At 62.3% G+C, this 26,935-nt stretch carries 26 protein-coding genes; 19 read left to right on the forward strand and 7 right to left on the reverse strand.

All coding sequences use genetic code 11. From position 1 onward, the window contains the following. Nucleotides 1-28 precede the first annotated feature (28 nt). From NKK52_RS05375 to NKK52_RS05400, 6 genes are all read left to right on the forward strand, one after another. On the forward strand, nt 29-3,010 hold the full coding sequence (locus NKK52_RS05375; RefSeq protein ID WP_023685915.1) for an ATP-binding protein: 2,982 nt from the start codon (nt 29-31) through the stop codon (nt 3,008-3,010). Next, nucleotides 2,985-4,199, forward strand: a complete 1,215-nt coding sequence (locus NKK52_RS05380) for a YcaO-like family protein (RefSeq protein WP_023685916.1) — start codon at nt 2,985-2,987, stop codon at nt 4,197-4,199. Before NKK52_RS05375 ends, NKK52_RS05380 begins: the two co-directional genes overlap by 26 nt. Next, nucleotides 4,189-4,959 (forward strand): TfuA-like protein, encoded by a 771-nt coding sequence (locus tag NKK52_RS05385; protein WP_023685917.1) that lies wholly within the window; start codon nt 4,189-4,191, stop codon nt 4,957-4,959. The genes NKK52_RS05380 and NKK52_RS05385 overlap by 11 nt, the downstream gene beginning before the upstream one ends. 57 nt (nt 4,960-5,016) lie before the next feature. Further along, nucleotides 5,017-6,222, forward strand: coding sequence for a gluzincin family metallopeptidase (locus NKK52_RS05390; RefSeq protein ID WP_023715157.1), 1,206 nt, complete (start codon nt 5,017-5,019; stop codon nt 6,220-6,222). 18 nt (nt 6,223-6,240) lie between these two features. Next, nucleotides 6,241-6,552, forward strand: a complete 312-nt coding sequence (locus NKK52_RS05395) for a hypothetical protein (protein WP_352628408.1) — start codon at nt 6,241-6,243, stop codon at nt 6,550-6,552. 214 nt (nt 6,553-6,766) lie between these two features. Next, nucleotides 6,767-7,117: a hypothetical protein gene (locus NKK52_RS05400; protein ID WP_023715159.1), complete on the forward strand. Its 351-nt coding sequence runs from the start codon at nt 6,767-6,769 to the stop codon at nt 7,115-7,117. 213 nt (nt 7,118-7,330) lie between these two features. Here the strand turns inward: NKK52_RS05400 and NKK52_RS05405 are convergent, their stop codons facing one another. Next, nucleotides 7,331-8,167: an SLC5/6 family protein gene (locus tag NKK52_RS05405; RefSeq protein WP_023685921.1), complete on the reverse strand. Its 837-nt coding sequence runs from the start codon at nt 8,165-8,167 to the stop codon at nt 7,331-7,333. A 618-nt stretch (nt 8,168-8,785) separates the two neighbouring features. On the opposite strand from NKK52_RS05405, the gene NKK52_RS05410 reads away from it, so the two are divergent. The 4 genes from NKK52_RS05410 to NKK52_RS05425 all read left to right on the forward strand — a co-directional run bounded on the left by NKK52_RS05410 (nt 8,786) and on the right by NKK52_RS05425 (nt 10,606). Beyond that, nucleotides 8,786-8,941 (forward strand): DUF1127 domain-containing protein, encoded by a 156-nt coding sequence (locus tag NKK52_RS05410; protein WP_023671409.1) that lies wholly within the window; start codon nt 8,786-8,788, stop codon nt 8,939-8,941. Between the two features lie 140 nt (nt 8,942-9,081). Beyond that, the gene (locus NKK52_RS05415; RefSeq protein ID WP_023671410.1) at nt 9,082-9,255 is read left to right on the forward strand and encodes a hypothetical protein; all 174 of its coding nucleotides are present in this window, start codon (nt 9,082-9,084) and stop codon (nt 9,253-9,255) included. Nucleotides 9,256-9,428: 173 nt separating this feature from the next. Then, entirely contained in the window at nt 9,429-10,133 is a 705-nt protein-coding gene (locus NKK52_RS05420) for a Crp/Fnr family transcriptional regulator (RefSeq protein WP_023685922.1), read from the forward strand. Nucleotides 10,134-10,417: 284 nt separating this feature from the next. Continuing rightward, nucleotides 10,418-10,606 carry a hypothetical protein gene (locus tag NKK52_RS05425; protein WP_023671412.1) on the forward strand — a complete coding sequence of 63 codons (189 nt, stop codon included), beginning with the start codon at nt 10,418-10,420 and terminating at the stop codon, nt 10,604-10,606. Between the two features lie 22 nt (nt 10,607-10,628). Here the strand turns inward: NKK52_RS05425 and NKK52_RS05430 are convergent, their stop codons facing one another. Beyond that, complete coding sequence (locus NKK52_RS05430; RefSeq protein WP_023685923.1) at nt 10,629-11,369, reverse strand: sulfotransferase family protein; 741 nt, start codon at nt 11,367-11,369, stop codon at nt 10,629-10,631. Between the two features lie 271 nt (nt 11,370-11,640). Between NKK52_RS05430 and NKK52_RS05435 the strand changes: the two genes are divergently transcribed. Then, a complete protein-coding gene (locus tag NKK52_RS05435) occupies nt 11,641-12,837 on the forward strand; it encodes an aminotransferase-like domain-containing protein (protein WP_352630464.1) in 1,197 nt (398 codons plus the stop codon). 152 nt (nt 12,838-12,989) lie between these two features. On the opposite strand, the gene yghU is transcribed toward NKK52_RS05435, so the two are convergent. Further along, entirely contained in the window at nt 12,990-13,859 is an 870-nt protein-coding gene (gene yghU, locus NKK52_RS05440) for a glutathione-dependent disulfide-bond oxidoreductase (protein ID WP_023685925.1), read from the reverse strand. Between the two features lie 430 nt (nt 13,860-14,289). Between yghU and NKK52_RS05445 the strand changes: the two genes are divergently transcribed. Next, entirely contained in the window at nt 14,290-15,201 is a 912-nt protein-coding gene (locus tag NKK52_RS05445) for a S1C family serine protease (protein WP_031204516.1), read from the forward strand. 188 nt (nt 15,202-15,389) lie between these two features. Here NKK52_RS05445 and NKK52_RS05450 read toward each other — a convergent pair whose 3' ends face one another. Next, complete coding sequence (locus NKK52_RS05450; protein ID WP_023715162.1) at nt 15,390-16,004, reverse strand: hypothetical protein; 615 nt, start codon at nt 16,002-16,004, stop codon at nt 15,390-15,392. A gap of 171 nt (nt 16,005-16,175) precedes the next feature. On the opposite strand from NKK52_RS05450, the gene NKK52_RS05455 reads away from it, so the two are divergent. The 7 genes from NKK52_RS05455 to NKK52_RS05485 all read left to right on the forward strand — a co-directional run bounded on the left by NKK52_RS05455 (nt 16,176) and on the right by NKK52_RS05485 (nt 22,854). Beyond that, the gene (locus NKK52_RS05455; protein WP_023743926.1) at nt 16,176-16,772 is read left to right on the forward strand and encodes a YdeI/OmpD-associated family protein; all 597 of its coding nucleotides are present in this window, start codon (nt 16,176-16,178) and stop codon (nt 16,770-16,772) included. A gap of 58 nt (nt 16,773-16,830) precedes the next feature. Continuing rightward, complete coding sequence (locus tag NKK52_RS05460; RefSeq protein ID WP_023685929.1) at nt 16,831-17,889, forward strand: GSU2403 family nucleotidyltransferase fold protein; 1,059 nt, start codon at nt 16,831-16,833, stop codon at nt 17,887-17,889. A gap of 208 nt (nt 17,890-18,097) precedes the next feature. Beyond that, the gene (locus tag NKK52_RS05465) at nt 18,098-19,306 is read left to right on the forward strand and encodes an ABC transporter substrate-binding protein (RefSeq protein ID WP_023685930.1); all 1,209 of its coding nucleotides are present in this window, start codon (nt 18,098-18,100) and stop codon (nt 19,304-19,306) included. A 14-nt stretch (nt 19,307-19,320) separates the two neighbouring features. After that, the gene (locus NKK52_RS05470) at nt 19,321-20,112 is read left to right on the forward strand and encodes an ABC transporter ATP-binding protein (protein ID WP_352460554.1); all 792 of its coding nucleotides are present in this window, start codon (nt 19,321-19,323) and stop codon (nt 20,110-20,112) included. Next, nucleotides 20,109-20,813, forward strand: coding sequence for an ABC transporter ATP-binding protein (locus tag NKK52_RS05475; RefSeq protein ID WP_023671422.1), 705 nt, complete (start codon nt 20,109-20,111; stop codon nt 20,811-20,813). The genes NKK52_RS05470 and NKK52_RS05475 overlap by 4 nt, the downstream gene beginning before the upstream one ends. Before the next feature lie 174 nt (nt 20,814-20,987). Then, nucleotides 20,988-21,875 carry a branched-chain amino acid ABC transporter permease gene (locus NKK52_RS05480; RefSeq protein WP_023685932.1) on the forward strand — a complete coding sequence of 296 codons (888 nt, stop codon included), beginning with the start codon at nt 20,988-20,990 and terminating at the stop codon, nt 21,873-21,875. A 1-nt stretch (nt 21,876) separates the two neighbouring features. Further along, the gene (locus NKK52_RS05485; protein ID WP_023685933.1) at nt 21,877-22,854 is read left to right on the forward strand and encodes a branched-chain amino acid ABC transporter permease; all 978 of its coding nucleotides are present in this window, start codon (nt 21,877-21,879) and stop codon (nt 22,852-22,854) included. On the opposite strand, the gene NKK52_RS05490 is transcribed toward NKK52_RS05485, so the two are convergent. The 3 genes from NKK52_RS05490 to NKK52_RS05500 are packed head-to-tail and all read right to left on the reverse strand — an operon-like array spanning nt 22,848 to nt 26,927. Beyond that, a complete protein-coding gene (locus NKK52_RS05490; protein WP_023685934.1) occupies nt 22,848-23,804 on the reverse strand; it encodes a Csu type fimbrial protein in 957 nt (318 codons plus the stop codon). The genes NKK52_RS05485 and NKK52_RS05490 overlap by 7 nt on opposite strands. 14 nt (nt 23,805-23,818) lie before the next feature. After that, the gene (locus NKK52_RS05495; RefSeq protein WP_023828876.1) at nt 23,819-26,233 is read right to left on the reverse strand and encodes a fimbria/pilus outer membrane usher protein; all 2,415 of its coding nucleotides are present in this window, start codon (nt 26,231-26,233) and stop codon (nt 23,819-23,821) included. Continuing rightward, a complete protein-coding gene (locus NKK52_RS05500; RefSeq protein WP_031204518.1) occupies nt 26,205-26,927 on the reverse strand; it encodes a fimbrial biogenesis chaperone in 723 nt (240 codons plus the stop codon). Before NKK52_RS05500 ends, NKK52_RS05495 begins: the two co-directional genes overlap by 29 nt. Nucleotides 26,928-26,935 lie beyond the last annotated feature (8 nt).

Raw genomic sequence — 26,935 nt, forward strand, 5'->3', positions numbered from 1 at the left:
TATGGCTCATTCTTTACGGCCGCTGACGATGAAGAGTCCTGCTCAAGCAATTCAGCTCGCTGGCGAGCGGCGCCAGGTAACTGCGCTCTTCTACGACGTCGTTGGATCGACAGAGCTGCTGCAGCGCAGTGATCCGGAAGAATTTTCCCGTTTACTGGCAGATTTTCACCGTGTTTCCGAAAAGATCATCCAGCGTCATGGCGGTTTGCTCCACCAGAAGCTGGGCGATGGGGGATGCAGCTACTTTGGCTATCCTGAGCAAGCGGAGGACGCCGCAGAAAAGGCCGTTCGGGCCTCGCTCGACCTGATCGATGGGTCGGTCAGACTTCAGAAGGCTCAGCATCATCCATTCAAAATCCGAGTGGGGGTGGCTACCAGCCTGGTCGTAATTTCCTCCGACGGCAGCGGGATCATCGGAACAGCACCAGTGGTGGCCGCTCGACTCCAGGCAGAGGCGGAGCCGAATTCGGTTGTTGTCGCCGACTCGACCTATCTACTGACGCGTAATCGATTTGACTACCATTTCCTCCGCGGTGCCCATCTCAAGGGCTTTGCCGACCCGATGCCAATCTGGCGCCCGCTTTCGACAATTGCCACGGCCCAGAGATTCTCGCCCAACCCGGAGCAGCGCACGCCAATGCGCGGCCGCGACGAAGAACTTGGCAAGCTGCGGGCAGCATGGCGTGCTGCCCGCGAGGGAAAGGGCCGGTCAATGGTGGTTCTGGGCGATGCGGGGATAGGTAAATCCAGGCTTGTGAGCGAACTTCGCCGTCAACTCCAACCCGAAAACGACTCCGCTTTCGCTTTGCAATGCCACGCGCGTCTCACCAGCCAGCCTTTACATCCATTCATCGGCTTTCTTGAGACGACCCTTGGGACGTTGGCACTTCAGAGTCGCGACGGCAGTGCGTTACGCAAGGCCCTGCGACAGGCGGGAATAGCGGTTGATGCCAACGCTGCAACAGTGATCGCCGACTTTGTGGGTGAACAACGAAGAGCGACGTCTGGGAGCATCTGGTTGGCCGATATGTCCGGCCAGCAACGCAGGAAAGAAGTGATTGACGCAGCCGCCCAACTGCTTTGCAGCAGGGCATCCAAGGGCCCACTCCTTGTTGCCGTCGAGGATGTTCATTGGGCCGACAATATGACCTTAGAGCTGCTCGACGTGCTGACAGCACACGTGCGGGAGCTGCCTATGCTCCTTGTCCAAACGTCCCGGTCGGCGGTCTCAGGTACAGGGCGTGAGACATTGACGCTTTCGGGTCTCGATCACACAGCGATGAGTCACTTGGTGGCCTCGATTTGGGGAGAAGCGCCGCCACCTGATCTGACTTCGTTTGTTCTGCAAAAATGCGATGGAATGCCCTTGTATGCTGAGGAACTTACCCTTTTCATGCGGACCCGGCACGCCTTGGCACAAGGGTCGTCAAGCTGGACGAAATTACTGAGTGAGAGCGGGGTCTCTACGCTGAATGATCTCCTTTCGGCCAGGCTTGCCGACGTCGGGCATGCCCGTCGAATCGCTCAGCTCGCAAGTGTCATCGGAAGGGAATTCAGCGCTGCTCTCCTGCGTGACCTTCTCGACGGCATTGACGTCTCTACGCTGGAGACCGATCTAAACGCCCTTACGTCGAGCCGCGTCATTGAGCGAAAGGAAACTAACGGCGATATTTATCGCTTTCGCCATGCCCTTCTGCACGAAGCGGCCTACGGGAGCCTTCTCAAGAGTGATCGACGCGACATCCACAAACGCATCGGACGTCTTCTGATTGAAGAAGACGTGCCGAGTCTGCCTGCAAGCGTCGCCGCTTGGCAGTGCGCGCAAGGGGGTATGCATGTCGAGGCTGTGCGCTTCGCTCTGAGCGCCGGCGAAGCATGCGTGCTGCATTCGGCGATGCAAGAGGCGGACCAATTGCTGGAGCTTGCAACTGAACAAATCGATGCGATGCCTCGGCAGCCCGCTCGCACCGTGCTCTTGCTAGACTTGCTACAGCTTCAAGGGGTCGTATCAGTTTCCCTCGAAGGAGAAGGATCTGAGAAAGCGCGCAAGATCTACGCGCGGGCCGTGTCACTCATGCGCCGGCAGCCCGTGGCTAACAGGGCCGAACGTTTTTCGCTGTATTGGGGGTGGTGGTTTACTGCATCGAACATTCGCACACAGCAATCGCGCGCACATTTGCTGGTCCACGAGATGAGGAGCGCCGAAGATGTCGAAACGCGTCTTCAGTCCTACCATTGCGCATGGGCGACAAGTTTTCAGGCGGCGCAACACGATTTCTGCTTGGACTGCGTCGCAAGAGGCCTCGCACTGTATGATCCTGACCGTGCCATCAGAGACCGCGCCTTCTACGGCGGGCATGATGCCAAGGTATGCGGATTGGGGGAGCGCGCCCTCTGCAACCTCCTTACGGGCGAGCATGCCTCCAGTGAGGTGGCAATCAGCCAGTGCTTGGAATGGGCAGCAGCGACCGACCACGTCGGCAGCATCGTGCACGCTCTACATTATACGATCGTGCTGCGTCGCTGTCAGGGCAGGTACCACGACGTGGCCAGTTTGGCGGAGCGTATGCGCTCGATATCCGAGCAACATGGATTAGCCGCGAGCCTCGCACGCGCCGACATCTATGGAGGGTGGGCTGAGGCCATGTCTTCCTCACTCGAGCGCGGCGCCAACCAGTTCGAGTCCGGACTCGACTTGCAGCAGAAGATAGGGACCGGGGACAATATGTCTATCCATATCGACATGCAGTCCGAGATCTTGCAGCGCTCGGGTAGGCCGGCTGAGGCGTCAGCGCTCGTCGACAAGGCGATCCTGCTCGGGCGGAAAGAGGGCCAATGGTTCTGGCTTTCGGAGCTGTATCGTCGCAGAGCGCAATTGCGGCAAGTATTGGGAGACAAGCCGCAGCGTGTCGTGAGCGACCTCCGTCGGGCCATCCAGACGGCAGAGAGCCAAGGCGCCAAATGGCTCGCGGTGCGAGCCGAGGATGACCTGCGCCTTCATGGGGGCTGAGGTGAGTGATCGGGCGAGGTGGATTCCGTCTGAGGAGGCACTTGATACTCTGCTGCAAGGGCCGTTCCCGGCCGCGGATGAGACGTGGGTTACGGTCAACCGGATTCTGGAGCGCAAGCGTGAATTCGGCATTACCAGGCTCGGGTCCATTACCGGACTGGACTGGATCGGTATCCCGGTTGTCCAGGTTGTCCGACCGGATTCGCGCTCGGTTGCCGTCAACCAGGGGAAGGGCCTGACTTACGCCCATGCTGCCATCTCGGGCCTCATGGAATCACTTGAGGGCTGGGCGTCAGAACGCATTTCGGCTGAGAAGACGTGGCAAGCTGGCCTTGCATCGGTTGACGGGGATGGCGCCTGGTCCCACTTGCTTGACCAACTCCTGCCGGCCGAACGCCATTCGCCACTGGGTTGGATCGAAGGTTGGGATCTCATGGCAGCCAGGCCATGCCCGGTGCCGCTTGCTCTGGTCGACACCGCGTACACCATTCCTTCACCGCATCCGCGCTGGTTGCTAAGGAATTCAGCCGGCCTCGCTGCTGGAACCAGTCTCCAGCAGGCTATGGCGCACGCCTGCTTGGAGATACTGGAACGCCATGCGCGTTGTATCGCGATGAGAACGCCGCATTTCTTTGACCGCTTCCAAGTCGAAACAGGAACCATCCATAACGGCACGGCAGCCGAGATCATCGAACGTCTGGCTCATGCTGGCTTTGCAGTCGGTGTTTGGTTACTCCCCTCCGCCCATGGGCTGCCTGTCTACTGGTGCCATGTCATGGAGGGAACCGGGCGACCTCCACTAGCACCACTCCCTGCTGCCGGTTTCGGCTGTGACGTTACTGATGACCGAGCGCTAGCCAAGGCACTTCTCGAAGCCTGCCAGTCGCGCCTCGGGGTCATTTCTGCTGCCCGTGAAGACGTAACTGGCAAGTTCTACGCGGCGCCCGCCGAGCGCGAACTTTCCGCGTGGCGTGAAATGCTGACAAGGTCCGGATCTCGCTATCCCGACGCTCGATCGCGTCCTGAGACCGCCAACCCGTTGAGAGCGGGCCTTGACGCCTTGCGGGTGGCGGGGGCCCGCGCGGTAGTGGCGGTGATCCTATTCTCGGACGAAAGCATTCCCGTTCATGTCGTTCGGGTCGTTGCCCCGCCTTTGCAGTCAAACCCGGAGTTTGAGGATGAGGTCTGATGTCGTTGTGTTTGTCGGGCCAACAATCGGGCCGATTGAAGCTCGGGCGCATCTTAATGCAATCTACTTGCCTCCAGTTAGCCAAGGCGACGTTGTGCGGGCCGTCCTCAAGCATCGGCCCGCTGCGATTGCCATCGTTGACGGTGAATTTGCGCAGCGACCTGCGGTTCGCCATAAGGAGATTCTGTGGGCTATGGCCGTCGGCGTGCAGGTCTATGGGGCGTCCAGCATGGGAGCAATCCGGGCGGCCGAATTGACCGACCAGGGGATGGTCGGGCACGGTTTTGTTTTCAGATGGTATCTACGCACCGTCATGGCCGATGACGCCGAAGTTGCCGTGGCCATGGCGCCGCCAGAGTTTGGCTCGTTTGCCTTGGGCGACGCGCTGCTGGACATAAGGCTGACACTCCGGAGAGCTGAACGCGAGCGCATCATCGGAAGGGAGTGTCGCCTTTACCTGGAGTATGAGGCGCAGTTACTCCATTTCACCGGCCGCAGCTATGACCAGATCCTCTCCATCGCCCTTTTGGGCTGTCGATATGACACGCAATTAAAAGACCTCAAAGGTTGGATCGCTCTCAATAAAGTCAGGCGAAAGCGAGCCGACGCGATTGGATTGCTTCGCCTCTTGGCGAACTTGTCCTTCCCTAGTGACGGTGTAGCGCCCCGCAGCCGCCCGTTTGAAGTCACGGAGGCGTTCCTTTTTGACCTTGAATATTCAGGCCTCTTGCAAGAATTCGTGACTTATCGGCCCCACTGAATATTGGCGTGACATTCGTACAAAGCCATGAGACATTCAAGGCAAGGGGTGGCTTGCATGGATGTGCACGCTGGACAGAAACTTGGCTTGGCCCTGGGCTCTGAGCGGGCGCTCGGCACTCGGTTTCTTATCTTTCCGCAAGCGCCGTTTGTGAAAGGGTATGAAAAGCCCGAGGTAGTTTGGTTGGCTCCGCCCGCTGGGTCTATCCTTGCCGGGCCTGCTGACGAGCGCATGTACGTTGTTGACCCGATCGAGCGGAAACGGCCGTATGCTTTCCCGGTCCTGCCGCCGTATATTGGCAATCAACGGCCGCCGGCAGTGCCAGGACCCGACGGACACTTTGATCACATAATTCCCAGCGCGCCGGCCTTTCTTTCAGCCCACAGCTACGCATGCGCACGCCATGTTCTGGACGTGTGCCAGGGCTATATCGGCCGCGATATAGTGTGGTTCTTTGAGCCGAACCTCAGCCGTCTTGAGATTGTTCCTTACATCCCTGACTGGGACAATGCGCATTCCGGTTTCGGGTTTCTCGAGTTGGGTGAGAACGATCCGGTCAGCCGGGCGTCCTGCTTCGCATTGAACTTTGATTCAATGGCGCATGAGATGGGACATCTCATCCTGCTGAGCGAGCTTGGTGTGCTGGAGGGAGACGGCGCAAATACCGATTTCTTCGCCTATCATGAGGCTGTTGCCGATTTTGTTTCTCTGCTTGGGCTTCTGCAATTCGATACAGCCGTCGATCGAATCCTTCGTCGCACAAGCGGCAATCTTCTTATCAACAATGAACTCGATCGCTTCGCCGAACTGAACGATGAAAAGCAGATCCGTTTGTTCAACAACTCGCTGCGAATTGGTGATGTAAGCGACGAAGTCCATGATCGTTCGAAGCCATTTGCGGCTGGCCTTTTTGACTGTCTGGTTGAGGTCTATCAGACACTTCTCTTCCAACGCGGACTGTCGGATGTCGATCCGCGGCGATATAGCCATCTGCGCCAGCAAATGGCTCCTTCAGTCATCGAAAAGAGCCTTCGCGACTCAAAAGCGGACTATGCAAACAAGCATTTCGCCAGCAAGGCCGCGCTGCAGGAAGCGCGGGATATCATCGGCGAATCGGTGGTCCGTTCCTGGTCTTACCTGGAGCCCGATAGCCTCACCTTCAGGACAGCAGCGCTGGCTTTCCTGGAGATGGCCGACCGCGGCCGGGGCCATCCTTACATGGATCAGCTCGAAGACTGCATGAAGTGGCGAAACATACTTTGACATCGAGGGAGCATCGAAATGATTGACTCGAACATACCAGCACCGCCGAGACCCGGCATCTACTACGCGGATTCTCTTCTACTATACGGAGCAAAAATGAACCAAAGGGAGGAGTATGGGCGGTTCAATGTGGGCCAAGGCGGCGACACGGAGCTGAGAGTCCAGATATTCAAGGCCAGGCAGGCTCAGACCAGCAAGGATTATTCGATCGTTCTCGCCTATGGCTATGCCTTCGAGGGGCATTGCTACAGACTGGATTCCAATCGCATTTTTATTGTCACCGGCCCCCCGATGAAGACCCTGTTGGCTGCGGCTTCGAACCCCAGGTAGGCACTCCTGCACTCTATCGGATGTGGCGTATCAGAGCATCGACAGAACTGCTGGAGATCGCGACCAACTTTAGCGACGCCAAGACGCTCATTCTTGATGCCAATCTGCCTGGAAGGAAATCGCCGACCTCGTATGCCATCAATCAGACAATGGCACATCGAGACGGGCGCCTGACGCGCGACTAGGCTGAATAACGGTACGAAGGGAGAACAGTATGCCGATCACCGCGACAGTCAAATTCTGTGTTGATTTGACAAAGGTATCTATCACCGATGAAGTCTATGGTGGATATTGCAACGATACCACAGGTAAGCCGATTGATAATATAGATGCCCAGAGTGACAACCCTATCAGCTTCAGAGCTGTGCCGGACGACGATACTGACATGGGTTCGGTATCAATCGTTGGAACTGATGCCGCCAATGTAGAGTATAACGACACCTATACATTCAATGACGGCAACTGGTTCTTCTTTCCGAAATCGAAAGCGCCACCGGCCTTGGAAGTTATTACGCAAATGAAGAATTTCCAAGTATTCTCGGATCAATTTATTGTAAAAAAGTAGGCGCGTCGGCCAGCAACTGACGACGCCAACCTAGTGCCGAAATTCCCGAAGACCACAACTCGCGCTCGACCCGTTCTGCGAGGCCACAGACGACGTTGCTCTAGTTCCGCCATGTAGGCATTCGCAGCCCCAAGGGCCGCACGCCAACGTAAGACAAGCACGAACTGGCCCGGTTTGGCGCACCCAACTGAGCGCGCCAGCCCAGCCCCCCACTCACGGCGCAGCCGTGAACCCGCACTGCTTCTGTTCCATGTCGATCTGCTTGGTGATCCGGATGGCGTTCTGGGCGTAGGCTTCGGTCACCGAGCCGCTGTTGACGGTCTTGTCCTTCAGCGGGCTGACGGCTGCGCAGAGGTGGAAGACATGCTCGGTGTCGGACTTGGCGGCGCCGTTTTCCGGCGCGATCCAGTAGACGACATCCTGGCCATTGGGGTGTGCCGCGTCCTTCGTCGCCGCGGCCACCGTGGTGGAGTCGGTGGCGATCGCCTGCGCCTGGGCGGCGACCTCGGGCGAACAGGCCGTGGTCGGCTGCCCCGCCTTGATCTGTTCCGCGCAGGTGTTCATGTCCTGCGTGTACTGCTCGACCGATGGCGGCTGGTAGCTGACCCCGATCAGCGTCGCCAGCACGGCCAGCACGGCGCCGATACCGCCGGCCACCTTCTTGCTCTTCGGGTCCATGTTCTTGTCGTTGAGGATCAAGAGAACCAGCGGAAGGAAGGCAATCAGCGTGATGATCGCGCCGAGCTGGTTCTGGACAAAGAACCTGAACGTGTCGGATTCGCGGGCCGGGTCCTTCCGGTTGGCCGCCTTCCAGAGCAGGCTGCCGACGATGGCGAATATCGCGATCCCGACCAGGATGCCGATCAGCAGCGGCAGGTTGCCCTGGTCGAACTTGTGCTTGTAGAGCAAGACGATCCCGGCGATCTCGCTGCCAATGGCGATGACCCACGACAGCACGGCGAACAGGCGCAGCCGCGTGGCGCCGGACTTCTGGCCCTGCGTTGCCTGCCAGTCCTTGGTAACGTCTACGGTCGGCTTGTTGTCGGTCATGACCAGATCCCCCGGTATCGACACTTTTGCGGGGCGTCAAAGGCGCCCGGCGCAGCGTCATTGAACGAACGTCGCCTGCCCCGGCGCGAAAGCGCCACGGCAGACCCCATCCTTATTGCGCATGATGGGATTCGTCCATAGGCGAGGCTGGCGGACGCCGATGCCGGCGATGGCGCGGAGGAGGGCAGGGCAATCGCATAAGGCGGCGCCAGCGAATACCCCCACCCTTAATCCCTCCCCACAAGGGGGAGGGAGACTTGGTAGGCGCTGATCGCCGCAAATCGCCTAGGTTCCACGCCAGAATGGGTGGCTTGCGGCAGCGTTCCCTCCCCCTTGTGGGGAGGGTTAGGGTGGGGGTCCTCTTCGTAAGAACTCATATGTGATCGCCTTGCGCCGACGAAGGGTAGGTGGGTCGCCGAACCCGAGGGAGCGCCATATGCGATCGCCCTGCCATAGGTCGGATCACGCCACCGCGGGAGTGCAACTAATTTGTATACAAATGTTTCTGGCCGGCATCGGTTTGTGAAGCGCTTCACCGTTGCCGCGCAATCGATCGGTTACAGAGGCCGTGCAAGAGCGGGCCTAAGGCAGCGCTCTGCTGCTGCATGGAGGTAACCGATGTTTGAAAGTCTCAGCAGAATTCGCGCTGCCCTGGCGCGCGCCAGCAAGCACAGGAAGACCGTGCGCGCACTGAATGCGCTGCCGACGGAGATCCAGAAGGACATTGGCTGGACGGAGTCGAGGTCGATCGATGAGATAAGGCTGCCGTTCTAGGGCCGCATCCAGCGTCGCTAATATATCGCTCGCCATCGATTGTTCGGAAGCGTACAGTGCAGCATCGTCAGCCACATCAATGGGCGCTGACGCTTGGGAGCGACCATCGCACTCCTGCCCCGAGAGGAGGCATTGGAGCCATGGCGGAGCAACCGAGACAGTCCGGTCTGAGCGCCGAGACGCTCGCGGCCTTGGCGCGGGAAACCGGGGCCTCCGAGCAGCAGATACAAGAGATCGCATCGCTGATCGGCAACGATCGCTCGTCCATCGTGCGCGAAGCGCGCATGGTTGCGGCTGACCGCCCGAAGCGCTGATCCAGGAAAAAGCTGCTGGATTGATTGATGGGGCGTCGCCCCTGATTTGTCGGTTTTGTACGAAGTACAATGGCTGAATCCGAGTCAGCTATCGTCCAATGACCGTTTGCATTTGGGCAGGGCGCCGACGGCTGGGAGATGACATGTGCTCTTGCCCTTGACGGGAGAGAGCGATGGACCAGTCGGTCAGCAAGGAGAAAAGCGGCCTTTTGCGCCGCATGAACCCGGCCGACTTCGCACTGCTTGCGCCGCATTTGCACCATCGTGTGCTCGATCTCAAAGCCCCGCTCGAAATGGCGGGCGAGCCGGTCGCCTCGGTCTGCTTCCTGGAAAGCGGCCTGGCCTCGGTGGTGGCGAGGAACCGGCCGGGCCTGGACACCGAGGTCGGCATCATCGGCCACGAAGGCATGTCGGGCTCCGCCTTGGTGATGGGCGCCGACTGGGCGCCCCATGACTGCTACATGCAGATGCCGGGCGAGGCGGTGTGCATCGATTCCGAGCCGTTCAAGGCAGCGTTGCAGAAAAGCCCGACGCTTCGCGCCTTCCTGCTGCGCTATGCCCATTATCTGCACGGCCAGACCAAATCCACGGCGCTGAGCAATGCCCGCGCCAAGCTCGAGGATCGGCTGGCCCGATGGCTCCTGATGTGTGACGACAGGGTGGTCGGCCATCAGATCCAGATCACGCATGAGTTCCTGTCCGTCATGCTCGGCGTCAGGCGTCCGGGCGTCACCATCGGCCTGCAGATCCTGGAAGGGCGCGGCCTGATCCGGTCGCGGCGCGGCGAGATCGTCATTCGCGACCGGGATGGCCTGATTGCCGTCGCCGACGGTTTCTATGGCCAGGCCGAGGCCGAATACGAACGCCTGCTGGGCTGAGCCTGGCACGGGCTGGAAATGGCCGACGCGAATGCCGGTGAAAGCATGTTGCCAGAGCCGCGCCGGCCATTTGCGGCCATCTGGGGAGAGGCCGCCCGGCAAATCTAGCATCGACGCAAAAGCGGGCAACGAACCGCAATCGCTTGGTAAAAAGCGTACAATCGAATTGTGTTGAACCTTGGTCCGGCAAGAGTATGAATCCGCTGTCGTCGACCATTGTATGGGGCGCTGGCGCCTGAGGCTTCGACAGGCTCGCGCGCCCGATGTGAACGGGGAAAACCGAAATGGCAGAACTGCTTTTCGATGTATCCGCCTTCGATTGCGCCATCCTGCGCGCCGCCTTCATCAAATCGGTGATGGAAGACAATGTCCCGGAAAAGCGGTGGCGCGCGCTCGCCGCCTCCCTGGTTCGCGACCTGACCGACCACGAAGACGTCGAGCCGGATCTGCTCGGCTGGATCACGCGCAAGTAGCAATATTCTGACGGTCCGGCGGCTACCCCAGCCACCACCACAGCGCCGCGACCGCCGCAAGCACCGCCCCCACCGACAGCCCCAGCATGATGTAGCTGCCCTTGATGATGTCGCGGATGATCTTCTTCACGCTTTCGCGGTCGTTGAGGTTGGGGAAAGGCTCGTTGGGCAGCGCCATGCCGAGGAAGCCGCAGAGCGGCGCCCAGCCATCGCTGACCTTGAACACCAGAAGCTTCTCCGGCGGCACGGCCGCTATCACCTCCTCGGTATAGGCGTTGTAGCGCGCCACCGCCTTGGCGCGGTCGTCCATCACGCCGGCAAGCGTGCGGCCCCAGATCAGCCTGTGCGACATGTCGCCGAATTTGCGGCCGAACGGCGTCAGCCATTCCAGCACCTTGAACTGCCACAATGTCTCGGTGAAGTGGATGGTGTCGATGGTGCTGTCGTACCAGGCCTCGGCGCCGCGCGGATGCAGCGTCAAAAGCACCTTGGCGTCGGGATAGGCGGCCATCAATTCGCGCCACACGCAGCATCCCGGATTGTCGACCGTCGCCTTGTAGTTGGCAAACACTCTGGTCCAGTCGTGCTGGCTGCCGGGCGGGCTGTTGGCCACCTTGCGCCAGAAGTCGAGATGGCCTTTGTTGGCCTTGTTGAGGATGACTTCCTGCATGTGGTAGCTGGGAAGGCCCAGCCTGTTCAGCGCAGCAAAGGTCGACCATGTGCCGGTGCGGCCGAATCCGGCCCCGATGAGCTCAAGCGTCATTTTAACCCCCCCCTTGTTGAGACCGCTTTTCTTTTTATGCCAGTCCGCTCGGAATGAGGTTGCATCCGCGCCCCTCGGCGCGCAACAATTTTCCCTGTCCAGGGCAGAAATGTGTTTGCTTTTTCGTCTGGGCCACGCGGAATGAGGGTCTGGCTATTCCAGCGGGTGAGGGAGCCTGATAATAGGTCAGTTAGATTGACCTAAATCGCATGGGCGGGAACGGTCATGCTGGACCAGATGCCGTATCCCGGGAGGTGGGCTCGTGAGTTTGATGGACCTGTTGGCGTCGCGCGCCTCGCGCATGAAGGCGTCGGAAATCCGCGAGCTGCTCAAACTGCTCGACCAGCCCGACATCATCTCCTTTGCCGGCGGCATCCCCGATCCGGCTTTGTTTCCGGCGCAGGCGATCGCCGATGCTTACGCCTCGGTGCTGGGCGGCGCGGAGGCGAGCGCAGCACTTCAGTATCAGGTCTCCGAAGGCTATCTGCCGCTCAGAAAATGGCTGGCCGGCCAGATGGGCAAGCTTGGCATCGCCTGCGACGAGCACAACATCTTCATCACCTCCGGCTCGCAGCAGGCGCTGGATTATCTGGGCAAGCTGTTCCTGTCGCCCGGCGACACAGCGCTCGTGACGTGGCCGACCTATCTCGGCGCGCTCCAGGCCTTCAACGCCTATGAGCCGCGCTACGACCGGCTGACGCCGGATGGCGGCAACATGACGCCCGCCGCCTACCAGGCGGCGGCTGCCGCTGCAGGCGGCAAAGTGAAATTCGCCTATCTCGTGCCCGATTTCGCCAACCCGACCGGCGAGACGCTGAACCGCCAGCAACGCGAGGCGGTGCTTGACCTCGCCGGCGAGCTCGACATTGCCGTCATCGAGGACGCCGCGTATCGCGCGCTGCGCTATGACGGCGAGGGCCAGCCGCCGATCCTGGCGCTCGACTGCGAACGCTCAGGCGGCATCGACAATGCCCGCACGCTCTATTGCGGCTCGTTCTCAAAGATTCTGTCGCCGGGCATGCGCGTCGGCTGGGTCTGCGCGCCGCGCCGCGTCGTCGAGCGACTGGTGCTGATGAAGCAGGCGTCGGACCTGCACAGCCCGTCGATCAACCAGCTGGTCATGCACCGCGTCTCCGAGGCCGTGTACGACAGCCAGGTGGAAAAGCTGATCGGCGCCTATCGCCAGCGCCGCGACGGCTTGCTTGCGGCACTCGAAGCGGAAATGCCGGATGGCGTCAGCTGGAGCCGACCGGAAGGCGGCATGTTCGTTTGGCTGACGCTGCCCGAAGGTGCGGACGCCACGGCACTGCTCGCCCGCTCGGTCAAGGAAGCCCGCGTCGCCTTCGTGCCGGGCAACGCATTCTACGCCGACGGTTCGGGCCGCAACACGATGCGGATGAGCTTTACGCTGGCTGATGAACGCGCCGTGGGTGAGGGCGTGCCGAGGCTGGCGAAATTGATGGGCTAATCTCCCCCCTCGAGGGGGAGATGTCGCCGAAGGCGACAGAGGGGGTCGCCGCGCGTGGAGCGCTAACCTTCATCAGTCGCAGGAGGTCGCGCCCAGTCGAGCCGACCCCCTCTGGCCTGCCGGCCATCTCCCCCTCAAGGGGGGAGATTAGCTCACTCCGCCACCACCAATTTATCCTGCGTCTTCGTTTCGAAATCGCTGGCGTCGTGGCGCTCGTGCAGTTGCATGGCCGGGTCGCCGAAGGCGCGGTTGACCATGCGGCCGCGTTGCACGGTCGGGCGGGCGTCGATCGCCCTGGCCCAGCGTTGTACGTGCTCGTAGTCCTGCACCGACAGGAACTCGGCGGAATCATTGTACATGCGGCCGAGCGCCAGGCCGCCATACCAGGGCCATACCGCCATGTCGGCGATCGAATAGAAGGCGCCGCCGAGATATTCGGTCTCTGCCAGCCGCCGGTCGAGCACGTCGAGCTGGCGCTTGGTCTCCATGGCGAAGCGGTCGATGGCGTATTCGAACTTTTCCGGCGCATAGGCGTAGAAATGGCCGAAGCCGCCGCCGAGATAGGGCGCCGAACCCATCTGCCAGAACAGCCACGACAAGGTTTCCGCGCGCGCCGGCTGTTCGGTCGGCAGGAACTCGCCGAACTTTTCCGCGAGATAAAGCAGGATCGAACCGGACTCGAAGACGCGGACAGGCGTCTTGCCGCTGCGGTCGAGCAGCGCCGGGATCTTGGAGTTGGGGTTGACCTCGACAAACCCCAAGCCGAACTGGTCGCCATCGTTGATGCGGATCAGCCAGGCGTCGTATTCGGCGCCCTTGTGGCCGAGCGCCAGAAGCTCCTCCAGCATGACAGTCACTTTGACCCCATTCGGCGTCGCCAGCGAATAGAGCTGCAGCGGATGCTTGCCGACCGGCAGCACCTTGTCATGCGTCGGACCGGCAATAGGCCGGTTGATGCTGGCAAACGTGCCGCCATTGGCTTTCTTCCAGCTCCAGACTTTCGGCGGGGTGTATTCGGTCATGCGGGAAATTCCTTGAGTTTGGCGGGGCGAAAACGACTTGCGCGAGGGCGCGAGACTGATGGCGGAAAAGTCGGCGGAACCTAGATACGGGAACACATAGGTGCAATTCAGAAAGGTTCAACTTGTGTTGAACTATTATCGATGTCGGCGCCGCCCCTCATCGCCCTGCCGGGCACTTCTCCCCGTATAGTGACGGGGAGAAGGACGCTGTCGCCTACTGATTTCCCCAATTGCCAGCGTTGCCAAGAGCGCCGATGTTGCGGCCATCTCCCTTCTCCCCGTCGCTATACGGGGAGAAGGTGCCGGCAGGCGGATGAGGAGCAGCGCCAGCCTCTGAAATGATTGCCTTGTTGCCTAAGCCCTTGCGCCCTGTGCAGCGCGGCATACCTATAGAGGATACTGCCCACGCATAATCTGCCAGGATGAAAGCATGCCGATCGGTCCCGTTTCCCCGCTCTTGCGCTCCGTCGTTGGCGTGCGCGCCATGGTTCCCGACGATGCCTTCACGGCCAATGCCCTGGGCACGCGCCGGGAAGGCAGCGGCGTCGTCATCCGCGGCGACGGGCTGGTGCTCACCATCGGCTATCTCATCACCGAGGCCGAGGAGGTCTGGCTGACCGACCAGGACGGCCGCGTCGTGCCGGCGCATGCGCTGGCCTATGACCAGGAGACAGGCTTCGGCCTAGTGCAGGCGCTGGCGCCGCTCGGCCTGCCGGCGGTGGCGCTGGGCGACGCCTCGAAGGCCAAGATCGGCGACCCCGTGGTGTTTGCCGACGGCACCGGCCGCTCGGTCAAGGCACACATCGTCACCAAGCAGGAATTCGCCGGCTATTGGGAATATCTGCTCGACGAGGCGATCTTCATTGCCCCGGCGCATCCGTCCTGGGGCGGCGCGGCGCTCATCGGCCAGGATGGCAGCCTGCTCGGCATCGGTTCGCTGCTTTTGCAGATGAGCCGCAACGGCGAGGTCGCCGACATCAACATGGTCGTGCCGATCAACCTTCTGACCCCGATCCTCGACGATCTCCTGACGCGCGGCCAGGTGGCGAAGCCGCCGCGCCCATGGCTCGGCGCCTTCTCGGCCGAGTCGAACGGTGCGGTCGTGGTGATGAGCGTCGCCGAAGGCGGCCCCGCCGCCAAGGCCGGCCTGCGCCAGGGCGACATCATCTCCGACGTGCGCGATGGCGAGGTCGACGGTCTCGCCGATTTCTACCGCAAGCTATGGCAGAATCCGGCGGGTTCGGAGATTCCTCTCAGGGTCGTGCGTGACGGTCGTGAGACTTGGCTGCGAGTGAAATCCGCCGACCGAAACAGCTTTTTGAAGAAACCGCATCTGCAGTGAAGCCAATCTCCCCCCAAGTGGGGGAGATGCCCGGCAGGGCAGAGGGGGGCGCGAAGGATCGCGACCTCTCGATCTATTTTCTGACAAGAATCGCGGGATAAACGTGGCTGACACTGGCCGGTGCGTTGGCGGGACAGCGGCCCCCTTGCCGGCCATCTCCCCCACGAGGGGGGAGATTGGCTGCCCCCTCAATCCCCGCATACCCTAAAAGGCGTCCCCGTGTCCCACTCCGCGAAGGGCACGACCTGGCCTTCGACAGACACGATACTGTTCACCTTGCTGTCATCATCCTGCGTCTGCATACTTTTGCCCTTGCCGGTCAGCACGTCGTAGTCGCAGCTGCTGTAGACGACAACGGACTGGTATTTGTAATGGTCATAGGCAACGCCGGCGACGACGAAGGCCTCGTTGCGCCAGGCGATGGTCAGCGTCATGTCGGTCCGCTCGCCGGGGCCGATCAGCCCCGGCAGATAGATCTTGATCGAGCCGTTGGGCAGCAAGGTCAACTCCGGTTCGATGCCGGAGCCCTCATAATGCGGCTGGTCGTAGTCGTTCCATTCGCCGTAGACCTGCTCATGCACGACGCCGGCGGGTTTCAGAAAATTGTACTTTTTGTCCCTCAGGAAGAAATGCATGTCCATGGTATCGTCTTCGGGCTCGGTCTCGACGATCATCGCCAGATCGGCGGCGCCGTCCCCATTGAAGTCGCCGGTCAGCGCGGTGATGATCTTCTGGGTTTCGATGGGTTCGGCGAGCGCCGAGGCCGGCAGCAGAAGGATGAGGCCGAGTAACATCGATCGCATGGCATTTCCCCCGAATTGCAGTCTGCCTTGCCCGGCTCGACCAGCCGGGAAACTGCCATGAGCGCCGGCTTGGGCGCAAGCCGGCTCGCAATAGGCTAGGGGGTATCGACGCCGCTGACGGAAACTGGCATCGACAGCCGATACAGCCGGCCCGGCAACAACGAGGTGATGATGGCGCCGTTCAAGGTCGATCCCGACAAGGTTCATGAATTCCCCGATCCCGACAGTTTTTACGCCTGGCTGCGCGAAAATCATGCCGGCGAGAGCGAGGTCTGGATCAAGGTCCACAAGGTCGGCTCGGGCCTCGCCTCGATCACGCCGAAGCAGGCCATCGACGTGGCGCTGTGCTTCGGCTGGATCGACGCCATACGCAAGCCGCTCGACGACAAGAGCTTTCTGCAGCGCTACACGCCGCGCGGCAAGAAGAGCATCTGGAGCAAGATCAACATCGACAATGTCGCCCGCCTGGTCGAGGAGGGCCGCATGACCGAACACGGGCTGAAACAGGTCGAGGCGGCCAAGGCCGACGGCCGCTGGGACCGCGCCTATGCCTCAGGCAAGGACATGAAGATCCCTGACGATCTGCAGGCCGCCATCGACGCCGAGCCGAAGGCGAAGGAGATGCTGGCAAAGCTTTCCGCCCAGAACCGGTTCGCGCTGGCGTTTCGAACGCACAACATGAAGACGGAGGCGGGGCGCAGGAAGAAGATCGAGGCTTTTGTCGAGATGCTGAAGCGCGGCGAGCCGATCTATCCGCAGAAGCGGTGAGGCGACGGCAAGCGGCTGCCATGGCGCGCGCAGCATCCTGGCTTAAGAGTGGAAAACGATGCTGAGAGAGTTGACCGGCGAGCAGCGGCGCCAACTCATAGATACGCAACAGGTCTACGAGGCCTGGCAGCGTGCTGATGACCAGCGCCAAAGGCGCTTTGCAGGCAGCATGCGCTGGGTTGAGCGCAGCGGTGCTGAATACCTGCTGCGGAAGGTCCGGCAGGTCGAGAATTCACTCGGGCCGAAAAGCAGCCAGACGGAGAAGGCGTTCGCTGCGTTTTCCGAGGGCAGGGTGCAGAACAAGGATCTGCTGGCAGGTCTGGCCGATCGCCTGAACGGCCTGGCGAAAGTCAATGTGGCAATGGGGTTGGGCAGGGTACCGGCCATCGCCGCACGGATATTGCGGCGGTGCGCCGAAACAGACCCGCTGGGCAAGCAGTTGCTGGTCGTCGGCACGAATGCGCTGTTCGCTTACGAGGCTCTGGCGGGCGTCCAGATCACCAGCGGTCTCACGGCAACCGGCGACATCGACCTGCTCTTCGATTCCCGACGCCGCATCAGCTTCGTGACCGGCGAGAGGGTAAGCCAGTCCGGCCTGATAGGCGTGTTGCGTAAAGTGGACAGGTCCTTCAAGCCGCTCCAGCCCCGGGCCTTCAGGGCAGCGAACCGTGATGGCTATCTGGTCGACCTGATCCGTCCGCGGGCAAGACATGTCCTCAAGGACAACGCCACTACCTCGATTACACAGCTTGCCGACGACCTCGACAGCGCACCCATGAAGGGGCTGCAATGGCTCATCAACGCCCCGAAGGTGGAGGCTGTGGCGATCGATGAGCGTGGCTATCCCGTAAGCATGCCGACGGTCGACCCTCGAATGTTCGCTCTGCACAAGGCTTGGCTGGCCACGCGGCCTGATCGGTCTGCGGTCAAGGCAATGAGAGATCGTGAACAGGCGGAAGCGGCTGCACGCATTGCCACGGGCTATCTTGCGCTTCCGCTGGACAGCGAGCATCTCAAAGGGCTTCCGGGGGCACTGCTGGACGCTGCGGCCGCAACGCTCTCTCTGCCTGGCCCGAGCGGCTTTTCCGAAGACTCTCCAATTGAGCCCGACTGGTAGCGGCCGCGCTAGCACGCCATGCTACGAAAATAGCATTCTCGCCTCGCGAAATGTGATGCTACGGTTCCCGGCGCACCCAGGGCGGAGGGGTTGCCAAGAGGAGAAGTGGCGGGCGCTGGCCCGGATTTCAGCGAGAACCGGACGGAGTTGTTGAACCATTGCAAGGCCGCCGCGTTTTCCAGCGTCGGCCACAAGGGAGGAACCACCTGTGAAAGCATCCTATCTCGTCTCAGCCGTGCTGCTTGCGGCGACTGCGATGCCGGCGGCGGCCGGCGAAATTTCCGACGGCAAGGTCAAGATCGGCATCCTCAACGACCAGTCGGGCGTCTATGCCGATTTCGGCGGCAAATGGTCGGTCGAGGCCGCCAGGATGGCGGTCGAGGATTTTGGCGGCAAGGTGCAGGGCGCGCCAATCGAGATCGTCAACGCCGATCACCAGAACAAGCCCGACATTGCCTCCAACATTGCGCGCCAGTGGTACGACACCGAGCAGGTCGACGCGATCATGGAACTGACGACATCCTCGGTGGCGCTCGCCGTCCAGGGGTTGTCCAAGGAAAAGAAGAAGATCGACATCGTTACCGGAGCGGCATCGGCCGACCTGACCGGCAAGCAATGCTCGCCCTACGGTTTCCACTGGGCTTACGATACCCACTCGCAGGCGGTCGGCACCGGCGGCGCGCTTGTGCAGCAGGGCGGCGACAGCTGGTATTTCATCACCGTCGACTATGCCTTCGGCTATTCGCTGAAGGAGCAGACCTCAAAGGTTGTTGAGGCAAGCGGCGGCAAAGTGCTGGGCGAGGTGCGTTACCCCTTGGGATCGACGGATTATTCCTCCTTCCTGCTGCAGGCGCAGTCCTCCGGCGCCAAGGTTATCGGCCTTGCCAATGCCGGCCTCGACACCTCCAATACCATCAAGCAGGCGGCCGAGTTCGGCATCGTCGCCGGCGGCCAGCGGCTGGCAGCACTTCTGTTCACGCTTGCCGAGGTGCACGGCCTCGGACTGCAGGCGGCGCAGGGCGTGGTGCTCACCGAAGGGTTTTACTGGGACCGCGACGACAAGAGCCGCGACTTCGCCGGGCGCTTCTTCAAGCGCACCAACCGCATGCCCAACATGATCCAGGCCGGCACCTATTCGGCGGTGCTGCAATATCTCAAGGCCATCGACAAGGCCGGCACCGACGAGACCGAGGCGGTCGCCAAGCAACTCCATGAAATGCCCGTCGACGACATCATCAACGCCAACGGCAAGGTACAGGCCGACGGCTCGATGGTGCACGACATGTATCTCTATCAGGTCAAAAAGCCCGAGGAGTCGAAGAAGGACTGGGACTACTACACCTACCTTGCGACCATTCCGGGCGACAAGGCCTTCATCAAGGCTGAAGACAGCGGCTGCCCGCTCGTCACCAAGTGACGCTGGCGCAAGCCGTGGCCGTCCAGCCGGACGGTGCCGAAATCAAGCCGCGGGTGGTGCTCTCCGCCCGCGGCCTGCGGCGCGATTTTGCCGGTTTCGTCGCCGTCAACAATGTCGACCTCGACGTCCATCACGGCCAGATCCATGCACTGATCGGGCCGAACGGCGCCGGCAAGACGACGATCTTCAACCTCTTGACCAAGTTCCTGCAGCCGAGCAGCGGCAGGATCGAACTGTTGGGCAACGACATCACCCGCACCGCGCCGGCCAGGGTGGCGCGCATGGGTCTCGTCCGCTCGTTCCAGATATCGGCGATCTTTCCGCATCTGAGCGTGCTCGACAATGTCCGCGTCGCCTTGCAGCGGCCGAGCGGGCTCGGCTTCCAGTTCTGGCGCTCGCTGGCCGCGCTTGACCAACTGACTCCACGGGCGCGCGAACTGCTTGCCGTCGTCGGTCTCGACGATGTCGCGCATCGTCCGGCCGGCGATCTCTCCTATGGCCGAAAGCGCGTGCTCGAGATCGCCACCACGCTGGCGCTCGACCCGAAAGTGCTGCTGCTCGACGAGCCGATGGCCGGCATGGGGCACGAGGATGTCGGCGTCATTTCCGGCATCATCCGCTCGCTGGCAACGGACCGCGCCGTGCTGATGGTCGAGCACAATCTCACCGTCGTCGCCGACCTCTGCGACTGGATCACCGTCATGCAGCGCGGCCAGGTGCTCGCCGCCGGCGACTACGCGACGGTGAGCAACGATGAGCGCGTCAGGGTCGCCTACATGGGGACCGAGCAGGGGGACCGAGCATGAGTGAGCCGCTGCTTGCCGTGCGCGATCTCCATGCCTGGTATGGCGAGGGCCATGCGCTGCATGGCGTCAACCTCGACGTTTTTCGCGGTGAGACCGTGACGCTGCTCGGCCGCAACGGCGTCGGCAAGACCACAACGCTGCGCGCCATCATGGGGCTGGTCCGCAAGCGCAGCGGCAGCGTCGCCTTCGATGGCAGCGACCTGATGCGCCTGCCGCTGCATCGTGTTGCCCATCGCGGCATCGGCTTCGTGCCGGAGGAACGCGGCATCTTCGCCACGCTCACCGTCGACGAGAACCTGATCCTGCCGCCGGTGGTGGCCAAGGGCGGCATGAGCGTCGACGAGATCTTCGATCTCTTTCCCAACCTCAAGGAGCGCCGCAACAGCCCCGGCACCAAACTCTCCGGCGGCGAACAGCAGATGCTGGCCATCGCCCGCATCCTGCGGACGGGCGTGCAGATGCTGCTGCTCGACGAGCCGACCGAGGGCCTGGCGCCGGTCATCGTCCAGCGCATCGGCGAACTGCTGGCGACCTTGAAAAAGCGCGGCATGACCATCCTGCTCGTCGAGCAGAATTTCCGCTTCGCCGCCCGCATCGCCGACCGCTTCTATCTGATGGAGCATGGCAAGGTGGTGGAGGGTTTTGCCGTAAGCGAGCTTGCCGCTCACACGCAACAGCTGCACGAGGTGTTGGGGGTATGATGACGACAGCCCACGGCAGTACCCCCACCCCGCTGCTGCGCAGCGACCCTCCCCACAAGGGGGAGGGTGGAGGGCCACCGCCCTACCTCCCCCTTGTAGGGAGGTCGGACCGAAGGTCCGGGTGGGGTACGTGCCGCACAGACGCATCCCGCTTGCAACACCCTCGGTGACGCCATGACCATGATCTTCGGCATCCCCGTCCAGGCCTTGCTCGGCCAGATGCTGGTCGGGCTGATCAACGGCTCCTTCTACGCCATGCTGAGCCTCGGCCTGGCCGTCATCTTCGGCCTGCTGCGGATCATCAATTTCGCCCATGGCGCACTCTATATGCTCGGCGCCTTCATCGGTTACCTGCTGCTCGTCCATCTCGGCATCGGCTACTGGCCGGCGCTGCTCCTGGTTCCGCTCATCGTCGGCGTCTTCGGCATGGCGGTCGAGCGCGTGGCGCTGTCGCGGCTCTACCGCCTGGATCCGCTCTACGGGCTGCTGTTCACCTTCGGACTGGCGCTGGTCATCGAAGGCGTGTTCCGTTTCTACTACGGCGTGTCGGGCAACCCTTATGCCGTTCCGGCGCAGCTTGCCGGCGGCACCAATCTCGGCTTCATGTTCCTGCCCAACTATCGCGGCTGGGTGGTGGTGGCCTCGCTCATTATCTGCATCGGCACCTGGCTCCTGATCGAAAAGACCAGGCTCGGCTCCTATCTGCGCGCCGCGACCGAAAATCCCGAGCTGGTGCAGGCCTTCGGCGTCAACGTGCCGCTGCTGCTGACGCTCACCTATGGGCTCGGCGCGGCGCTCGCCGGCCTTGCCGGTATTCTCGCCGCACCCGTCTATCAGGTCAGCCCGCTGATGGGCTCGGATCTCATCATCGTCGTGTTCGCCGTCGTCGTGGTCGGCGGCATGGGCTCGATCCTCGGCGCCATCGTCACCGGCTACATGCTCGGCCTCGCCGAGGGCCTGACCAAGGTGTTCTATCCCGAGGCGTCGAACCTCGTCGTCTTCGTCATCATGGCGGTCGTGCTGCTCCTGCGCCCCGCCGGCCTGTTCGGAAGGGACGCCTGAGATGAGCGAGGCAGCCCTTCACGACCAGCGCACCGCCGCCTCCGTGCGGCTTGAGCGGGTATTGCTGGCATTGGCCATACTGGCGCTGATAGCCGCGCCCTTCTTCGTCTATCCGATCTTCCTGATGAAGATGCTGTGCTTCGCGCTGTTTGCCTGCGCCTTCAACCTGCTGCTCGGCTACACCGGGCTGCTGTCGTTCGGCCACGCCACCTTCTACGGCGCCGCCGCCTATTTCTGCGCCTACGCCGTCAAGGCATGGGGCTGGCCGCCCGAGGCCGGCATCCTGCTCGGCACCGCCGGCGCGGCCGTGCTCGGCCTGGTCATGGGCTTCCTCGCCATCCGCCGGCAAGGCATCTATTTCTCGATGATCACGCTGGCGTTGGCGCAGATGTTTTATTTCTTCTGCGTCCAGGCGCCGTTCACCGAAGGCGAGGACGGCATACAGGGCGTGCCGCGCGGGCATCTGTTCGGCATCGTCGATCTCAACGTCACGCTCAACATGTATTTCGTCGTGCTTGCCGTCTTCCTCATCGGCGTCTTCGCCGTCTGGCGCATCGTCAACTCGCCCTTCGGCATGATCCTGCGCTCGATCCGCGAGAACGAGAACCGCGCCATCTCGCTGGGCTATTCGGTCGGCCGCTACAAGCTCGCCGCCTTCGTCATGTCGGCAGCCCTTGCCGGGCTTGCCGGCGCCACCAAGGCGATCGTCTTCCAGTTCGCGACGCTGACCGACGTCACCTGGCAGATGTCGGGCGAGGTGATCCTGATGACGCTGCTCGGCGGCATCGGCACCATGGTCGGGCCGGTCGTCGGCGCTGGCCTCGTCGTCGGGCTGGAAAACACGCTCGCCACCTCCGGCTTCCCGGTGACCATCGCCACCGGCCTGATCTTCATGATCTGCGTGCTGGTCTTTCGCCGCGGCATCGTCGGCGAGATTTACGCGCGCTGGCTTTCACCAGGCAATGGCCGCGATCAATAGGTGATGGTCACCACCACCGTGTCGGTGTAGACGCCGGCCGAGGGCGTCGTCTGCGGCGGCACGCGGCCATAGACGGTGAGCGCCTGGGCCGTACCGGTTCCGGTGCCGGCCACCGTGCTTCCCGGCGTTCCGGCGTCACCCCAGGGCTGCGAGCGCGCCAGATCCTTGTAGAGGCCGTAGGTGACCCTCTCGGCGCCCTTCGACATTTTGCGGGTGGTCGGCGTGCCCCCTGTCGTGCCGCCATTGAGCGAAACCGTGTACGCGGTAGACGGGGTGCAGGTGACCGTAACCTGGCCGGCGGCATCGACATTGGCGTCGAGCACCCCCTTGGGGCCGAAATCGATGTTCTGGGTGGCGACCAGGCAGTTTGCCGCGACCGTGGCGTTGATGGTGAAGGTCGGACTGGTGCCCAAGTTGCCCGCGCCGGTGTTGCAGCTGCTGCTCAACAGGGTTGTCCGGGAGCGGAACTCGAGTTGCCCGCCCGAAAATGTCGACAGATAAGTGCCCGGCGGAACGGTCGCCTGGCCGCCGGGAACCCGGCCATAGAGCGTCAGGGTGTCGATTGAGTTGCCGAAGAGATTGGGGCTCAGCAGCAGCGGTGGCGGGCGCGAGGCATAGGCCCAGTTATAGGTGCCCCAGACAACGCTCATTGCGGGGTCCGAATAGAGTTGATAGTTGAGGCTGTTGACGCCGCTCGCCATCTGCCGGGCCGCCGCCGAGGTTGCACCGCCGGTGCCGGCGGCAATATGCGGACAGACCAGGACGGGCAGCAGCAATGGCAAACTGCCGCTGCAAGTCGCGGTGAAGGTGGCTGTCGATGTCGCCGCGGTGCCCGACAGCGTGTCGATGATGCCGAAATTCAAACTGGTGACGGTGTAACTGCAGCTCTGCGCCCGGGCGAGCGACGGGAGCAGCACCAGCAGCAGGGCGATGATTACGGCGCGCAGCATTTTTCCTCCAGCTCTCATTGGCACACCACGTTCCCGATCACCACTTGCCGGCCGCGCGCCGCCTCGAAGGGAAACTCTGCCCGGCATGAACCGCCGTCAGCGCGCTCGACCTGCACTGAATTCTGCTTGCCGAGGCCCTTGATATAGGCCTGCCCGTCATAGCCGACGACGAAGTCTTCGGTGCCGCCATCGACGCGTCCCGACAGTCCGGCTTCGAGCGGCGTTCCGCTCGAGTCGACCAGCGTCACCAGCGCGGCCTGCGCCGCCTCGGACACGCCGAACTTCAGCACGACGCCGTTGCGGTCGGCTGGGACGACGGTCTCCTTGGTAGCCGGGACATCCGCGTCGACTGGTAGATTCTTCGGGTCGATGGAGACCGTGTTCAGCTCATAGGAGTTGAGGCCGGTGACCAGGATGCGGCCTTTGCTGTCGGTCCTGCCTACCGGCCGGTTCTGATGCAAGACCTCGACATCAGGCGTGCCGACATCGACGACGGCAAAGGCATCGTCGATGCGGTTGGTGGCGAACACCCCGCCGCCTGCGACCGCAATGGCGCCGTCCATCTGGCCGGTCACGCGAAAGTCCTTGTCGAATTGCTGGGCGCCGGCCTCAAAACGCGCAAACGACGCGCGGTAGCTCACCGCTGCCGAACGGTTGGGAACCTCGCCTTCGGAGGTGCGCAGCCGCCAGCCGATGCTGCCGTCCTCGGCCCGCTCCGATTTGGCGAGGTCGGCCACGACATTGAGGCCGTCAGGCCCATGCTCGACACCCGTCGACGCCATGACGTCGTCATTGAACGGGATCGAAATCCCCGCAAAGATGCCATAACTGTCGCCGTCGTCGAGATCGGCGAAGGCCGTGGCATAGAGCGTGCTGCGCTTGAAGATCTCCTGACTATAGGAGAGGCCGACGATCTGGCTGGTCTCGCCTTCGGCATCCTTGAGGTGGGTATAGGAGAAGTTGAGGCTGGAGAAGTCGATCGGCATCGGCACGCTGAGCGTCACCTGGTCGACCGCCCGCGGCACGCCGGCGCTGAAACGGGTGAAATCATCGGGATCGAGTATGACCGGCTGTGCCGTCACCGAAGCGATATCTTCAAAGCCGCCGAATGACCGCTGCATGCGGGCGTTGATCGCCCAGCCGTCATAACCGAACTCGGCCCTGGCATCGACCAGCGACCCGGTGCGTCCGTCATGATGGCTGCCGGCGACGGCCAGCGAAGCTGCGCCATATGCCCCGAGCGGGAAGGCAGCACCTATGCCGCCATTGATCAGATCGGCGCCGCCCTCGGCATGGGCTTCCAATGTCAGCCGGTCGGTCACGCCGTAACGCGCGCTGGCGACCCCCATGACGCGGCTGTCATAATCGTCGGAGGAGATGCCGAAATTGCGCCGCGCCATCCCTGCCTCGACGGAAAAGTCGAGCAGTCCCTGGCGCAGCAGCATGCTGGAGGCATAGAACGGCAAGGTGGCCGTGGTCTCGCGGCCCAGGCTGTCGCGCAGCACCACCTGCGCCTGTCCTGCGCCCGTGAACACCGGCAGATTGGTGACCTGGAACGGCCCGGGCTGGATGTCGCCGGAATAGGTGCGCACGTTCTGCGTATAGACCTCCAGCGTCGACGGCACCGCCGCGGTGCCGCCGAAGGAGGGCAGGGGTAGCGTCACCAGGTCCGATCGCAGGTGGAAGTTGCGTTGCGCCTGGATGCCGCCGAGATAGACCGGACGCGTCCACGACAATCCACCGGAGATGAAGTCGCCGGCCCGATAGGTCATCAGCCGGTCGGGGTCGGAATAACTCCATGTCGTGTTGAGCCGCGTGAAGCCGCCCAGCCTGCCGTCGGAATAGCCGGCGATGAAGGATTGGCTGAGCGTTCCATAGGGGCTGAACACGCGCGCATCGAAGCCGCCGGAAACGCCCTGGAACAGCTCGACGTCCTTGTCGAACAATGTGTTGGAGCTGGCAAACAGCGAATAGTTGAGAACCGCGCCCAAGCCCGATTGCGGCGCCGGCCGGTCCTGCAAGCGCAAGCCGAGATCGACCATGCGCGCCTCGCGGCTGTCATTGGCGGCGGTGACGTAGAGGCGCTGCGCCGCTTCGTCGATCTGAAACGACACATCCGCCAGCTGGTCGAGCCTGACCAGGCCGTCGGTGTCTACAGCGCCCTGCGGCGGCTTCAGCCCGAGCTCCTTCAGCTCTAGCGGCGTCGATGCCAGGCCGCCATCCGGCATCTGGGTGAAGCTGCCGATCAGTTTGGTCGAGACGTCGTTGATGAACACCTCTAGATAAAGGCTGCGGCCGGCTTGCTGGCCAGGGTCTTCAGGGTTCGTCACGGCCGGCAATTCTTGCGCGTTCACCGCCGAGAAAGGTGTGAAAATCGCGAGCGCGACGACTAGCGCGATCCTATTTGCCCTTGACGGCAACTTTGGCATCGAAGGGTCCAAGATCGCTCTGTGCCTTCAAAAGCACCGAGCCCGCGGACAGTGATTTGCTGCTGCCGATCGGCCACTGCATGGTCGCGCCGCCCAGGACATAACCGACGAGTCCGTTTCGGCTGCCAAGCTTCTTGCCGTTCTGGGTCAGGGATAGGTTGGACAGGCGGAGGCGACTTTCGCCGGTATTGCTGGCTGTCAGCACAAGACTGCCGCCCTTGCGCGAAACACTCCAGGCGACTGCCGGCGCGGCGGCATCGGCGTCGCGGAAAAACACCGGGACCGAATAGCGAAGCGCGAGCGCGACCGTACCGGCCTTCTTGCGTGAGGGGTCCGGCAGTTCGTCGACGATGACGCGGTAGCTTTCCTCGGCCCGCACCGGCGCCTTCGACACGCGCACGACGCGAACCACGTATTGGGCATTGGGTCCGAGTTTGGTCGATGGTGGGCTGGCGACCACGTCCGTGGTCGGCGTCAGCGTTTCGATGCCGCCGGCCTGGCTCCATGCGAAGACCCGGATCTGCACATTGATCGGCCGCTTGGCGTCATCGTTGCTGAGGTTGAGAACCGCCGAGGCGTCGGGCGAGATCAGCTCGAGACCTGTCGGCGCCACCCTGAGCGAAGCGGCTTGTGAGAGACCGGCGCACAGCAACAGAACAGCCGTGGCTCCGATGCATGAAAGCATGGATCGCATGATCGTCC

Source organism: Mesorhizobium sp. C277A, assembly GCF_040324395.1.
Lineage (GTDB): Bacteria > Pseudomonadota > Alphaproteobacteria > Rhizobiales > Rhizobiaceae > Mesorhizobium.